12 protein-coding genes and 1 riboswitch are annotated in these 13,823 nt (G+C 69.9%); of the genes, 2 read left to right on the forward strand and 10 right to left on the reverse strand.

Annotated elements, in window-relative coordinates:
- Window positions 1-9: 9 nt before the first annotated feature.
- Window positions 10-888, reverse strand: a complete 879-nt coding sequence (locus OIU81_RS10615) for a thioesterase family protein (protein WP_329146187.1) — start codon at window positions 886-888, stop codon at window positions 10-12.
- Window positions 889-984: 96 nt separating this feature from the next.
- On the opposite strand from OIU81_RS10615, the gene OIU81_RS10620 reads away from it, so the two are divergent.
- Window positions 985-1,620 carry a trimeric intracellular cation channel family protein gene (locus OIU81_RS10620; RefSeq protein ID WP_329146188.1) on the forward strand — a complete coding sequence of 212 codons (636 nt, stop codon included), beginning with the start codon at window positions 985-987 and terminating at the stop codon, window positions 1,618-1,620.
- 15 nt (window positions 1,621-1,635) lie between these two features.
- Here OIU81_RS10620 and OIU81_RS10625 read toward each other — a convergent pair whose 3' ends face one another.
- The 9 genes from OIU81_RS10625 to OIU81_RS10665 all read right to left on the reverse strand — a co-directional run bounded on the left by OIU81_RS10625 (window position 1,636) and on the right by OIU81_RS10665 (window position 12,172).
- A complete protein-coding gene (locus tag OIU81_RS10625; RefSeq protein ID WP_329146190.1) occupies window positions 1,636-3,045 on the reverse strand; it encodes a M1 family metallopeptidase in 1,410 nt (469 codons plus the stop codon).
- A gap of 98 nt (window positions 3,046-3,143) precedes the next feature.
- Entirely contained in the window at window positions 3,144-4,277 is a 1,134-nt protein-coding gene (locus OIU81_RS10630; RefSeq protein ID WP_443073964.1) for an ABC transporter ATP-binding protein, read from the reverse strand.
- Window positions 4,274-5,389, reverse strand: coding sequence for an ABC transporter ATP-binding protein (locus OIU81_RS10635; protein WP_329146192.1), 1,116 nt, complete (start codon window positions 5,387-5,389; stop codon window positions 4,274-4,276). Before OIU81_RS10635 ends, OIU81_RS10630 begins: the two co-directional genes overlap by 4 nt.
- Window positions 5,386-6,396, reverse strand: coding sequence for an ABC transporter permease (locus OIU81_RS10640; protein WP_329146194.1), 1,011 nt, complete (start codon window positions 6,394-6,396; stop codon window positions 5,386-5,388). Before OIU81_RS10640 ends, OIU81_RS10635 begins: the two co-directional genes overlap by 4 nt.
- A 77-nt stretch (window positions 6,397-6,473) precedes the next feature.
- Window positions 6,474-8,225 (reverse strand): ABC transporter substrate-binding protein, encoded by a 1,752-nt coding sequence (locus tag OIU81_RS10645; protein ID WP_329146196.1) that lies wholly within the window; start codon window positions 8,223-8,225, stop codon window positions 6,474-6,476.
- 91 nt (window positions 8,226-8,316) lie between these two features.
- Window positions 8,317-9,315, reverse strand: coding sequence for an ABC transporter permease (locus OIU81_RS10650; protein ID WP_329146199.1), 999 nt, complete (start codon window positions 9,313-9,315; stop codon window positions 8,317-8,319).
- Between the two features lie 418 nt (window positions 9,316-9,733).
- Window positions 9,734-10,525, reverse strand: a complete 792-nt coding sequence (locus OIU81_RS10655) for an enhanced serine sensitivity protein SseB C-terminal domain-containing protein (protein WP_329146201.1) — start codon at window positions 10,523-10,525, stop codon at window positions 9,734-9,736.
- A gap of 62 nt (window positions 10,526-10,587) precedes the next feature.
- Window positions 10,588-11,385: an enhanced serine sensitivity protein SseB gene (locus OIU81_RS10660; RefSeq protein WP_329146203.1), complete on the reverse strand. Its 798-nt coding sequence runs from the start codon at window positions 11,383-11,385 to the stop codon at window positions 10,588-10,590.
- A gap of 91 nt (window positions 11,386-11,476) precedes the next feature.
- Window positions 11,477-12,172 carry an AAA family ATPase gene (locus OIU81_RS10665; RefSeq protein WP_443073965.1) on the reverse strand — a complete coding sequence of 232 codons (696 nt, stop codon included), beginning with the start codon at window positions 12,170-12,172 and terminating at the stop codon, window positions 11,477-11,479.
- Between the two features lie 275 nt (window positions 12,173-12,447).
- A riboswitch (glycine riboswitch) is annotated at window positions 12,448-12,544 on the forward strand.
- A gap of 151 nt (window positions 12,545-12,695) precedes the next feature.
- Between OIU81_RS10665 and gcvT the strand changes: the two genes are divergently transcribed.
- Window positions 12,696-13,823 (forward strand): glycine cleavage system aminomethyltransferase GcvT, encoded by a 1,128-nt coding sequence (gene gcvT / locus OIU81_RS10670; RefSeq protein ID WP_329146205.1) that lies wholly within the window; start codon window positions 12,696-12,698, stop codon window positions 13,821-13,823.

The following is a 13,823-nucleotide window of genomic DNA, read 5'->3' on the forward strand; positions in this document are numbered from 1 at the left end:
GGCCGGGGGTCAGCCCTTGAGCACCGCGCGCGCCAACTGCCGTGACTGGGCGACCAGTCGGTCCTGGGAGTCCCAGACCTCCGCGTCCTCCTCCAGGAATCCGCCGGCCATGTTGCGGGTGGTGATGGCGACCCGCAGCGAGCCGGGGGCCGGGCGGTGGCGCACATGGGCGGTCAGTTCGACGGTGGGCACCCAGCCCAGCAGGCCCATCTCGAAGGCGGTGGGCGGCAGCGCGTCGACGGTCAGCAGCAGGGAGAGCGGGTCGGGGTCGCGGCCGTCGGCCAGACCGAACCAGGCGCGCATCTCGCCCTTGCCGGAGGGGGCGCCGACCGCCCAGCCGGCGGTCTCCGGGTCCAGGCGGAGGTCGAGCCGCTCGGTGATGGCGGTGCTGCCGGGGATGACGCTGCCCGCGCCGGGGGCGAGGGGGGTCCCCCCGCGCCGTTCAGGCGTGGCGGAGGCGCCGAGGCAGTGCTCGTACGGCGGGATGGCCGGGGGCTTGGCGGTGGTGCGGACGTCGTCGGGCAGGGCGTCGAGGTCGCCGTACGAGGCGAGCACCCGCAGCCGCTCGACCTCGTTGCCGTCCGCGTCGGTCTGCAGGAGGCGGGCGGTGCCGGTCGACATGGTGCGGCCGGTGCGGACCACCTCGGTGCGGATGACGGCGGGGCCCGGGACCGAGGCCGTCAGGTAGTGCGCGGTGACCGACATCGGGTCGGGGTGCGGGAGGGCGTCGCCCAGGGCCCGGCCCATGAGGGCGAGGAGATAGCCGCCGTTGACCGCCTGGATGATCGTCCAGCCGGCGGAGAGGTGGGCGTCATAGACGCCCGGGGCGCGGCGGCTGACCGCCGTGTCGCGGTCGAACTCGCTGTTGCCAAGGGTCACCAGAGCCATGGGTTGCACGCTACACCGGATAGTTACCGACCGGTAGTGTCAGTTTTTCCGGCCTCGGCCGGAAGCAATCCTTCCGGGCCTGCGATGATGTGCGCCATGCTTCACGTCCTCTACCTGGTCGGTGTCGCGGCCTTCGCGGCGAGCGGGGTTCTGGCCGCCTACCGCGCCAACATGGACCCCTTCGGCGGGCTGGTGCTCGCCTTCGCCGCCTCCATCTCCGGCGGCACGCTGCGCGATCTCATCCTCGACCGGCGGCCGCTGTACTGGACGCACGACTGGGTCCTGCTGGCCGTGATCATCTGCGTCGGAGTCGGCACCATGGCCTATCTCCGGTTCTGGCAGCTGCCGCACAAATCGCTGCTGGTGGTCGACGCGATCGGGCTGTCCGTCGTGACGGTGATCGGCGCGCGGGCCGCGATCGAGGCCGGCGCCACCCCGCTCGCCGTGATCATCCTGGCGGTGCTGACCGGTGTCGCCGGTGAGGTCATCCGCGATGTGCTGTGCGGGGAGTTCCCGCCGCTGCTGTTGCGCGAGGACGTCTACGCGATCGCCGCGCTGGCCGGCGCCTGCTGCTATCTGCTGCTGCACCACCTCGGAACGGGCGCCACCCCCGCCGCGGGGATCTCGGCGGGGGTGGTGTTCGCCCTGCGGATGGGCGCGGTCTACCTCGGACTGCATCTGCCGCGGCCGCAGCAGCTGCGGCCCCGGGGCGGCCGGCCGGACGCCGACTGACCCGGGGCGGCGGGCTCACTTGCCGGGCAGCGCCGGCTTGGTGTCGGTGTCGAGCCAGGTGTGGAACAGGTCGCCCAGCCGCTGGCCGGAGATCTTCTCGGCGAGCGCGATGAACTGCGCGGTGTCGGCGTTGCCGTAGCGGTGCTGTGCGGTCCAGGCCGGCAGCAGCTTGAAGAACGCCGGGTCGCCGATCCGCTCGCGCAGCGCCTGGAGCGTCATCGCGCCCCGCTGGTAGACAGAGTCGGCGAACATGGTGTCCCGCTTCGGGTCGGCGATCTTCTGCTTCCAGAACGAGTCGTCGGCCGGGATCTCGTTGTACACCTTGCGGAAGGCGTCATGGGCGCTGAGCGTCCCGCGGTGCTCGGACCACAGCCACTGGGCGTAGCTGGCGAAGCCCTCGTTGAGCCAGATGTTCTTCCACTGCTTGACGGAGACCGAGTCGCCGAACCACTGGTGGGCCAGCTCGTGGACGATGGTGGACTCGCTGCGGACGGCCGAGTAGACCGGCTTGGACTGCACCTCCAGCGAGAAGCCGGCCTGCGGCATGTCGTCGACGATCGCCCCGGTCTCCTCGAAGGGGTACGGGCCGAAGACCTTCGACCAGTAGTCGGTGGCCTCGGCGGTGACGCCGTAGACGTCGACCTTGCCGGTGGGCAGGGTGGGGTCGGTGGCGACGTACATGGGTATCCCGCCGGGGGTGGTGCCCGTGCGGACGTCGAACTTGCCGATGGTGGCGGTGGCCAGGTACGTCGCCATCGGGCGGCTCTCGCGCCAGTGGGCGTAGGACCGGCCGTGCGCCTCACCCGAGTTGATGAGCCGGCCGTTGGAGACGCCGGTCAGGCCCTTGGGGGCGTCGATGCGGATGTCGTAGGTGGCCTTGTCGCTGGGGTGGTCGCTGGAGGGGAACCACGTCGAGGCGGCGTTGGGCTCGCAGGCGACGAAGACACCGTCCTTGGTCTTCATCCAGCCGTAGTCGGAGCCGAAGACGATCGGCCCGCTCAGCGGCTTGGGAACGCCGTGGTAGGCGAGGGCGACGGTGAACCTGTGGCCGCGGCGCAGCGCGAAGTCGGGGCGGATGGTGATCTCGTCGCCGGATCTGGTGAAGTGCGCCCGGCGGCCGTTCACCCGCACCGAGTCGACCGTCAGCTTCTGCAGGTCGAGGTCGAAGGCGGAGAGGTTCTGGGTGGCCCTGGCGGTGAGCGTGGTGCGGCCGTCGAGGCGGCCGCTGGTGGGGTGGTAGCTGACGCCCAGGTCGTAATGCAGGGCGTCGAAGCCGCCGTTGCCCATCTTGGGGAAGTACGGGTCCCCGGCACCGGCGGCACCGGCGGACGCGCCGGGCGCCGCGGCGATCGAGGCGGTCGCTGCCACCGCGGTGGCCAGGGCGAGCCACCGGGAGGTGCGGCGCGCAGAACGGGAGAGTGCCATGAGCCATCCCTTTCGGACACACGGATGAAGATCGAACAACCGTGCCGACTCTGCACCCTCCCGTTGTCCTTCGCCCAGGACTTTGCCAACTCCAGGTGCTATTCGCCGGTTGAGGACCCGTTGCCGCGGTCCCCGTCCGCCGGAGCGGCGGCGGTCGCCGGGTCACCGGCGTTCTCCGGGTGGTGGCAGGCCACCTGGTGCCCGGTGCGCAGCGCGACCAGCGGCGGCTCGGTGGTGGTGCACACCTCGGTCGCCTTCCAGCAGCGGGTACGGAAACGGCAGCCGGAGGGCGGGTTGATCGGCGAGGGCACATCGCCCTTGAGCAGGATCCGGTCGCGCTGGGTACGCCGCTTGGGATCGGGCACCGGCACCGCGGACAGCAGCGCCTTGGTGTACGGGTGCATCGGCGACTCGTAGAGCGTCTTGCGGTCGCTCAACTCCACGATCTTGCCGAGGTACATCACCGCGATCCGGTCCGAGACGTGCCGGATGACCGAGAGGTCGTGGGCGATGATGACGTAGGTCAGGCCCAGTTCCTCCTGGAGGTCGTCCATGAGGTTGACGACCTGCGCCTGGATGGACACGTCCAGCGCGGAGACCGGCTCGTCGGCGACGACCAGCTTGGGCTTGAGCGCCAGGGCGCGGGCGATGCCGATGCGCTGGCGCTGGCCGCCGGAGAACTCGTGCGGATAGCGGTTGTAGTGCTCCGGGCTCAGGCCCACCAGCTCCAGCAGCCGCTGCACCTCCTTCTTCAGCCCGCCCTCGGGCTCGACGCCCTGGAGGCGGAAGGGGGTGGAGACGATGCCGCCGATGGTGTGCCGCGGGTTCAGCGAACCGTACGGATCCTGGAAGATCATCTGAACGTCGCGGCGCATCGGCCGCAGCTTGCCGGGCGACAGATGGGTGATGTCCCGGCCCTGGAACTCGATGGTGCCGCCGGTCGGTTCGTCGAGCCGGGTGATCAGCCGGCCCATGGTCGACTTGCCGCACCCGGACTCCCCGACGACGCCCAGCGTCTCCCCGGGCCGTACGTCGAAGTCGATGCCGTCGACCGCCTGCACCGCCCCGGCCTGCCGCTTGAGCAGCCCCTTGGTGATCGGGAAGTGCCGCACCAGACCGCGCACCCGCAGCAGCGGCGCGGCGTCCGGGGAGGCCTCGGCGGAGCGCTCCGCCGGGGTCTCCCGCTTCTGGAGCGGGATCTTCTTGCTCTGGTCGTCCGTCGTCTCGGTCACAGCTTCGGCGCAATCTCTTCGGTCCAGATACGCTCCCGCTCCTCCTGCGGCAGGTGGCAGGCGGAGAAGTGCCCGCCGCCGGCCTCGCGCAGCTCGGGACGGACCGTACGGGTCAGGTTGTCCTTGGGGACGTCGGCGTACGGGCAGCGGGGGTTGAAGGCACAGCCGGACGGGACGTTGATCAGGCTGGGCGGGGAGCCCTTCACCGGGATCAGCCGCTCCGTCTGGTCGCGGTCGATGCGTGGCATGGAGCCGAGCAGTCCCCAGGTGTAGGGGTGGCGGGGCGCGGAGAAGATCTTCTCGGCCGGGCCGCGCTCGACGCACCGTCCGCCGTACATCACCAGCAGATCGTCGGCGAGTTCGGCGACCACCCCGAGGTCGTGGGTGATGAGGACGACCGCCGAGCCGAACTCCTTCTGCAGGTCGCGGATCAGGTCCAGGATCTGCGCCTGGACGGTGACGTCCAGGGCGGTGGTCGGCTCGTCCGCGATCAGCAGCTCGGGGTTGTTGACCAGCGCCATCGCGATCATGGCGCGCTGGCGCATCCCGCCGGAGAACTGGTGCGGATGGTCGTCGACCCGCTTGTCGGGCTGCGGGATGCCGACCCGGTCGAGCATCTCGATCGCCCGCTTGCGCGCGGTCTTCTTGTTCACGTCGTGGTGGACGCGGTATGCCTCGACGATCTGGTTGCCGACCGAGTAGAAGGGGTGCAGCGCGGACAGCGGATCCTGGAAGATCATCGCCATCTCGCGGCCGCGCAGCCGGCGTACCTCGTCCGGGTCGGCGGAGACCAGCTCCTTGCCGTCGAGCCAGATCTCACCGGACATGGTCACCTTGCTGCGCTGCCGGCGCGAGGCGCGGTGCAGACCCATGACGGCGAGCGAGGTCACCGACTTCCCGGAGCCGGACTCGCCGACGATCCCGAGCGTCTTGCCCTTCTCCAGGCTGAAGGTCAGCCCGTCGACGGACTTCACCAGCCCGTCGTCGGTGGGGAAGTGCACCTTCAGATCGCGCACGTCGAGGAAGGCCGCGTCCCGCGGTGCCTTCCCGGGCGCTTCGGCGGCGGCCGGGGCGGCTGCGGCCTCGGCCCTGTCCTCGGAGGAGTCGGTCACGAGAGCCTCACCCGCGGGTCGACGGCGGCGTACAGAACGTCCACCACCAGGTTGCATATGACGATGAAGAACGCGGCGAGCAGGGTGACGCCGAGGATGTTGGGCAGGTCGTTGGCGTTGATCGCCTCGACGGCGAAGGCGCCGACTCCCTTGAGCGAGAAGACCTGTTCGGTGATCAGCGCGCCGCCGAGCAGCAGGCCCAGGTCCATGCCGAAGACCGTGATGATCGGGGTGAGCGCGGCCCGCAGACCGTGCCGGACGACCACCTCGCGCTCCCGCAGGCCCTTGGCGCGGGCGGTGCGGATGTAGTCCTCGCTCAGCGTCTCCAGCATGCCCGCTCTGGTGAGCCGGGCGTAAAGCGCGGAGTAGAGGAAGGCCAGGGTCACCCAGGGCAGGACCAGGGTCCGGGCCCACAGGAACGGATCCTGCAGGAGCGGCACATAGTCGCTGCGCTCGAAGATCGGCCACTGGTAGGTGAACAGGGCCAGCGCCAGGGCGCCGGTGAAGAACATCGGGAGGGAGACGCCCGCCAGCGCGACGGTCATGGCCATCCGGTCGAAGAACGAGCCGGGGCGCAGCGCGGAGAGCACACCGGTGGCGACACCGGAGACCACCCACAGCACGGCCGCGCCGGCGGCCAGTGAGAGGGTCACCGGGAGCCGGTTCTGGATCTCCGGCCAGACCTCGATATGGGTCTTGAAGGAGTAACCGAAGCACGGCACATGACACTTGGCCGCTTCCGGACCGAACTTGTAGTCGACGCCGGCGAAGATGCCCTTGAGGAAGTCCCAGTACTGCTCGAACACGGGCTTGTCCAGGCCGAGGTTCTTCTTCACCGCCGCGATGTCCGCGGGCGTGGGGGCCTTTCCGATGTACTGCTGGGCAAGCTGGTCGGTGGTCTGCCCGGCCAGCTTCGGCAGCAGGAAGAAGATGCCGAAGGTGACCGCGCTGACGATCAGCAGCAGGACCACTGCGCTGATCAACCTGCGGATGAGGTACGAGAACACGGGGCGCGGCGTCGGCGCCGCGGGCCGGACCGGGCCGGCCCGCGGACACCAATGCCTTCACCTGCCTTCCGGGGCTGCTACTTCTTGACGCCGATGTTGAGGTAGTCGTACTGACCGCTGAAGGCCGAGGTGGACACCAGGTTGGTGGCCTTGGGCGAGCGGTACATCAGGACCTTGAAGTAGGTGAGCGGAACCAGCGCCGCCTGCTCCATCGCCTTCTTGTCGATCTCGGCGTAGGCCTTCTCGCGGGCCGCCTTGTCGGGGTTGGCGATGGCGCTGTCGAGCAGCTTGTTGATCGCCGGGTCGTCCAGCTCCGAGAGGTTGGTGTTGCCGGACTGGCTGATCGCCTTGCCGTTCAGGATCTGCTGGAGGTAGCCGTAGCCGGTCGGGAAGTCCGAGCCCCACTGCATCATGATCAGGCCGGCGTTGTTCTTCTTGTTGAACTTCGGCACACCGGCGTAGTCCGAGAAGTACTTGCTGGTCGGGTACGACTGGATCTTGGCGGTGACACCGATCTTCTTCAGCGAGTCGATGATCGAGGTGGCCGCGTCGACCTCGTCCTGGCGGTCGTTGCGGGCCAGGATCGTGGTCGTGGTCTTGCCGGCGCCGCACGCGGCCCAGTGCTTCTTGGCCTCGGCGAGGTCCAGCTTGTCGCCGGCGTACTTCTGCGGATACAGGTCGTACTTCTGGTAGCCGTCGATGTCGGTCGGCAGGACCGTGGAGGCCACGTCACCGCGGATCGGGCCGCCGAGCGAGGTCTGGACGGCCTTCTTGTCGATCGCGTACTCGACGGCCTTGCGGCACTCCAGATTGTCGAACGGCTTCACCTTGGTGTCGATCGCCGTGTAGACGAGGCGCTGGCCGAGCGCGTTGTCGGTGTTGGCCTTCTCCTTGGCGTCGGTCAGCAGCTGGGCCTGCGTCTGTCCGTCGACCCCGCGGCCGGCCAGGTCCACCAGGGTGTTGCCCGACTGGAGGTCCTTGTCGATGGTCGACTGGGCGACCTTCAGATTCAGGACGATCTTGTCCGGCAGCTGCTTGCGCAGCGGGTCAGTCTTCGCGGACCACTGCGGGTTGCGCACCAGGGTGAGCTGCTTGCCCTCGTCGTAGCTCTGGAACTTGTACGAACCGGTGGACATCACCGCCTTGGTGTAGTCCGCGCCCTTGTCCTTGGCCTGCGGGACCGGCGCGGTCTGTGGGGCGCTGACCAGGTAGTCGAACTCGGCGAACGGCTTCTTGAGGTGGAAGACGACCGTCTGCGCGTCGGGGGTCTCGATGGACTTCAGCCCGGCCTTGCCCTTGTCCTTGTAGGGACCCTTGTAGCCGCCGTCGTTGTCCTTGAGGAACTGCTGGAAGTAGTTCGGGCCCAGCGAGAGGGTGTCACGCGCGAAGTTGCTGCGCTCGACGGCGTACTTGACGTCCTGCGAGGTGACCGCGGAACCGTCCTCGTACTTGACGCCCTTGCGGAGCTTGTACGTCCAGGTCTTGCCGCCGTCGCTGGACTTGCCCATCGACTCGGCGAGGTCCGGGGCCAGCTCGTTCCCCTTGGCGCCGGGGCCCGGCTTGAAGGTGGTCAGCGGGCGCGCGTAGAGCCGGCTGAAGTTGTAGATGAAGGCGTAGTAGGTGTTGCCCGGGTCGAACGACTCGGGGGCGTCACTGAGTGCGTAGGTGACCGTGCCCCCCTTCGCGTCCGAGGCATTGACGACGCCCTTGGTGGCGGCGTTCGCCTCGCCCGAACCGCTTGCCGAGTCCTTGCCCCCGCTGCAGCCGGCCAGCAAAAGGCCCGCACTGGTGATGGCCGCAACCGCCGCGACCGGAACTGACCTTCGCATGATGGTCGGTGCCCCTTCGTTCGTCGAGAAAGGTCAACATCAAAACGTCAAAATGCCGTGGAGAGAGGTGAGCGGGCGCCCCGCGCCGCCGTCAGCGGCTGCGCGGGTCCAGCGCGTCCCGCAGACCGTCACCGAGCAGGTTGAAGGCGAGCACGGTGACGAAGATCGCGAGGCCGGGGACGATCATGTACTGGGGGTCGACCTCGTAGTACTTGACCGCCTGGTTGAGCATGCCGCCCCAGGACGCCTGGGGCGGCTGGATACCGACGCCCAGGAAGCTCAGGGCCGCCTCGAAGAGGATGTTGGAGGGGATCAGCAGGGTGGAGTAGACGATGATCGGCCCCACCAGGTTGGGCAGCAGTTCCCGGAAGAGGATGAACGGCCCGCGGGCGCCCATGCCACGGGCGGCGTCGACGAATTCACGCTCCCGCAGCGAGAGCGTCTGGGCCCGCACGATGCGCCCCATGTACGGCCAGTTGAAGAAGCCGATCACGAAGATCAGCACCGAGATGTGCAGCGGCAGGCCCTCCAGGCCGAAGGCGCCGCCCTGCAGCGAGGCGGAGATCGCGATGGCGAACAGCAGCAGCGGGAAGGCCAGGAAGACATCCATCATCCGGCTGATGAAGGCGTCCACCCGCCCGCGGTAGAAGCCGGCGACGACCCCGAGGACGGTGCCGAGGGCGACCGACAGCAGCGTGGCGCCGAACGCCACGATCAGCGACACCCAGGAGCCCTCCAGGATCCGGGCGAGCAGATCACGGCCGAACTTCGGGTCCACACCGAGCGGATGGTCCGCACTCATCCCACCCAAGTCCCCCTTGGGAAGGGTGGTGTTGGGGTCGATCAGCGCCTGGTGGGGGCTGTCGGGGTCGAGTCCCAGCAGGGCCTGGAGGGGCCGGGAGAAAGCGGCGACGAGGATGAGCAGGATGACAACGATGGCACCGGCCACGGCGACCTTGTCCCGCCGGAAGCGCAACCAGGCGATCTGACCGAGCGAGCGCCCCTCGATCCGCTGTGCTTCCACGCCCTTCAGCACCGCTTCCGGCTGCGCCTGGGCAGCCGCCCCGGTGGTCTCGATCGGTGCGGTCACGGTGCCTTGACCCCTCTCGGCCGGCGGTGCCGGCCCACATCCCTGCCGCGAGAGCGGCCTGCTTCACATCACTGGTGCAAGTCCTGCGGATGTCCCGGAAGTTCGCACGGCGGATTTCGGGGATTCGCGTGACGTCGTGCGGGATGACACTCGCACAAGGAACCGAGGTCCTCTGCTGCCGGAGTCTTCATCCGAGTTGCGATCACTCACCAGACCCGGTCGGGAAAGGATGCGTAACTGTGATGGTCCGCGGCTGCCCGTTATACGGACATCGGCGCGGTGTGAGCGGGGCGCACCACCGCGGGAAAGGGCCTCAACCGCGGGGCATACCAGGAGAATTCACCCGGAAAAGCACCGGTACCGGCGCCGGGAGAGGTCCGTACGGAGAGGTCCGTACGGAGAGGTCGGTACGGAGAGGTCAGTACGGGCGCGGGTAGCCGTAGCCGGGGGACGGGGCCGGAGGCTGCTGCTGGACGTAGCCGTCACGGTCGAAGAAGGGGCGCGTGGAGGCCCGCATCCACAGGGCGACCGGGTCGTAGTCGTCGTTCATCGCGACCGTGGAGACCGGCAGGCCGTCCGGCACCGCGCCGATCGACTGCTGGATCATCAACCGCACCGAATCCACCGCGTGCTGACCGGTGTCGTACAGATCCAGACCGATCGCCAGATAAGGGGCGCCGAGCGCGGGCTGTACCCAGGCCCGGCGCAGCGACCGGACGGCGGGCGTCCGGTGGGCGTTCTGCGCGAGCAGCGCGTAGAACTGCGGGATGTCGATGACCGGCTCGGTGATCCGCAGCGGTCCGGCGGGCAGCCGGTCGAGGCCGCCGGCGATCCGGCGCAGGTCCAGCCAGGGGATGCCCACGCCGCCCCCGGGGGCGTGCGGGTTCAGCCACAGACCCCAGCGGTCGGGGAAGAGCGCGGCGGCGATCTCGGGGCCGGTGACCACTTCGTGGTCGCGGTTCCAGCCGGAGGCGGCGAGTTCGGGCGCCGAGGTCACACAGGGGGCATAACCGAGGCCGTCGACCTCCATGTTGCCGTACTGCGCGTCGGGCGAACCGGCCCGCCCCTGCCAGAGCAGCATCCAGACCTGGCCCGCGGCGAGCGCGTGCAGCAGCGCCTCATAGGCGTCGTAACGGCCGGGCGAGACCTGCTGGAGCAGCTGCTCCAGCGCTCCGGCCGCCGTCGGCCCCTGATGCGCACCCGCGCTCACGTGGTCCGTCCCTTCAGTCAGCAGGGCACGTTAGGGGTGCGCCCGCCCGTCATCCAACCAGCTTACGAGTGGTCCCGGGAGTAGAAGGGCCGCACACGCTCCAGCATCCAGTCGGCGACCGGGTCCCCCTGGGCGAGATCGAGCATGACGAGCTGCACGGGCCAGGGCACCGGCACGGCGCCGAGCGCACGTCCAAGGGCTGACAGTACCGCCTCACGAGCCGTGCCGTCGTGCAGTGCGGCGGGGTCGGCCACGACCTGGACACCGACGAACAACGCGGGCGTGTCGCCCTCGATGCTGGCCAGGGCACGCCGGGCACTCAGGACAATTCCGGCGGCGGAGAACTCCAGTCCGGCGGAGGCGAGGAAGTCCACCGGCTCCTCCTGCCAGTCCGGCTCGAAGAGCCGCACCCGGCCGCCGCTCGGCAGGCCGTCCCCGCCCTGCGCTCCGCCGCGGCACAGCGCGAAGACCGCGGCCGGCGGCAGCGGGACGCCTATCGTGCCCTCGGGGTTGACGACGATGCCGACCTGCGGCGGCAGCCCGCGGGCGAACTCCAGGGCCGGGGCGACGGTGAAGGACATGTGCGAGCCGACCGCCCGCAGGAATTCCTGCTCGGAGCTGTAGACCGGGACATATGGCGCGCCGCCCATCTCGACGGTGGGCAGATCGAGTCCGCGGGCACCGGGGCCCGCGCTCTGCGGGCCGCCGCCGTTGGGCAGCGGCACCCACACCCGGCTGCGCCCCAGGACCTCGACGATCCGGCCGCCCGCACCCGGATGCCCGACCGCGGCGGCCAGGACCTCTTCGAGTTCGTTAGCCGGCCACGCCAGCTGCGGTATCCCCTGTTCCGGCAATGTCATCTCAACCCACCCGTTCCCAACCACGCCTTCTGGAAAAAGACCCTAGACGAGATGGCGGGCGGTGAAACCTGCGGGGCGGGTCCGATCTCGCTCAGCCGAAGCCCACCGTCTCCAGGGCGTTCGCCGCACGCCGGTCGAGAAGGACCGCCGAGCCGACCCCGGAGGGCAGGTGGGCCGCCTCCGCCGCGCCGAGCAGCCGGCCCACCGCCCCGCGGTGCCGCGCGAAGGCGTACCCCGACACCCCGCGCCCACGGGCCTCCTGGCCGGAGCGCGCCACCTCCGGCGGCACATCGAGCAGCACCAGATGCAGCCCGCGGCCGCCGCGCAGCGCCGTCCGGGCGAGCCAGCCGCGCACCCACGCCAGCGTCCCGCAGTCGTGCACCACCACGCTGTCGCCGGAGCGCAACGCGCGGCGCAGCGCCAGATAGTGGGCGACCCGGACCAGCGGGCGGTAGAGGGCGTAGGGCAGCCGGCGCAGCCTGCCGCGCTCCCACCGTTCGCGTACGTCCTGCGAATCGATGCGGTGGACCAGGGCGCCGCGCCCGTCCAGCGGCGGCACCACACGGTGCATCAGGGTGCTCTTGCCGCTGCCCGGCAGCCCGGAGACCACCACCAGATCGCCCGCCGGGAACCGCAGCTCCACCGCGCCCCGCGCCCGCCCCGCGCCCCGCAGATCCACGACCCCGGCGCGGCGGCCGGGCCGCAGGACCGTGCGCCGCGCCCGCCCGCCGCGGGACACGGCGGCGGCCCCCGCCACGGCGCCGGGACGCACGGCCCCGGCAGACACGGCCCTGGCGGGCACGACCCCCGAAGTGGCACCGCATGCCGCTTCTCCGTGCACCGTGATCACCCTCCCCGTCCGGTTCTGTTCCGGTTCGAGTCCGTCCCGTACCCGCAGAGTGTCAAGAAAAGGTAATGCCCATCAAGGTGGTTCCCCGATCCGCCCACGTCATGGGCGGGGCACCCACAGGGGCTCCTGTATCCGGCGAACCCGTGCAATGATGTGGCCGCCAGGTGCACCATGCGTCTCACTTGTGCACCGCCAACTCCATACCGGCCGCTTGAACCCGCGCGGGAGAGTCCCCGGCCGCCATGGGCGGGGCGCCGAAGGAGCAAGTCCTCCCTTGAATCTCTCAGGCCCCTATACCGCGCGGGCTAGGCAGATCTGAAAAGCGAGCCACCGCCCGGTTCATGGGATGGCTCCACCCAAGGTGCAAACCGGGTCCGTTCGCGGGATCCCGGTGAACCTCTCAGGTTCCGATGACAGATGGGGAGAACGTCCTCTCACCCATGCCTGGGAGCCCAGAACCATGACTGATGCCCCCCGCCGTACCGCGCTGGATGCCACCCACCGTGCACTCGGCGCGACCATGACCGACTTCGCCGGCTGGGACATGCCGCTGCGCTACAGCAGCGAGCGCGAGGAGCACCTCGCCGTCCGTACCCGCGCCGGCCTCTTCGACCTCTCCCACATGGGCGAGATCACCGTCACCGGCCCGCAGGCCGCCGATCTCCTCGACTACGCGCTGGTGGGCAACATCGGCGGCGTCAAGACCGGCCGCGCCCGCTACACCATGATCTGTGAGGCCGAGGGCGGCATCCTCGACGACCTGATCGTCTACCGCCTGGCCGACCAGGAGTACATGGTCGTCGCCAACGCCTCCAACGCCCAGGTGGTCCTGGACGCGCTGACCGCACGGGCGGGCGGCTTCGACGCCGCGATCCGCGACGACCGGGACGCCTACGCGCTGCTCGCGGTGCAGGGACCGGAGTCCCCCGGCATCCTCAAGGCGCTGACCGACGCCGACCTGGACGGCCTGAAGTACTACGCGGGGCTGCCCGGCACGGTCGCCGGCGTCGAGGCACTGATCGCCCGTACCGGCTACACCGGCGAGGACGGCTTCGAGCTGTTCGTGCGGCCGGCGGACGCGGTCGCCCTGTGGGAGGCGCTGTCCGCGGCCGGCAAGGACGCCGGGCTGGTGCCCTGCGGTCTGTCCTGCCGCGACACGCTGCGCCTGGAGGCGGGCATGCCGCTGTACGGGCACGAGCTGACCACCGCGACCACGCCGTTCGACGCGGGCCTGGGCCGGGTCGTGAAGTTCGAGAAGACCAGCAACAACGGTGACTTCATCGGCCGCGCCGCGCTGGCCGCGGCCGCCGAGCGCGCCGAGGCGAACCCGCCACGCAAGCTGGTCGGTCTGATCGCCGGGGGCCGCCGGGTGCCGCGCGCCGGATACCGGGTCGTCACCGCCGACGGCACGGTCATCGGTGAGGTCACCTCCGGGGCGCCCTCCCCCACCCTGGGCAAGCCGGTCGCCATCGCCTATGTCGACGCGGCCTACGCCACACCGGGCACCGAGGGTGTCTGCGTGGACATCCGTGGAAGCCATGAGCCGTACGAGGTCACCGCGCTGCCGTTCTACAAGCGGCAGAAGTAG

It is taken from the genome of Streptomyces sp. NBC_01454 (genome assembly GCF_036227565.1).
In the GTDB taxonomy this organism is placed as follows: domain Bacteria; phylum Actinomycetota; class Actinomycetes; order Streptomycetales; family Streptomycetaceae; genus Streptomyces.

Coding starts and splice junctions, on each gene's coding strand:
- OIU81_RS10615 (WP_329146187.1), bottom strand. CDS start 888: ATGGCTCTGGTGACCCTTGGCAACAGCGAGTTCGACCGCGACACGGCG.
- OIU81_RS10620 (WP_329146188.1), top strand. CDS start 985: ATGCTTCACGTCCTCTACCTGGTCGGTGTCGCGGCCTTCGCGGCGAGC.
- OIU81_RS10625 (WP_329146190.1), bottom strand. CDS start 3,045: ATGGCACTCTCCCGTTCTGCGCGCCGCACCTCCCGGTGGCTCGCCCTG.
- OIU81_RS10645 (WP_329146196.1), bottom strand. CDS start 8,225: ATGCGAAGGTCAGTTCCGGTCGCGGCGGTTGCGGCCATCACCAGTGCG.
- OIU81_RS10660 (WP_329146203.1), bottom strand. CDS start 11,385: ATGACATTGCCGGAACAGGGGATACCGCAGCTGGCGTGGCCGGCTAAC.
- gcvT (WP_329146205.1), top strand. CDS start 12,696: ATGACTGATGCCCCCCGCCGTACCGCGCTGGATGCCACCCACCGTGCA.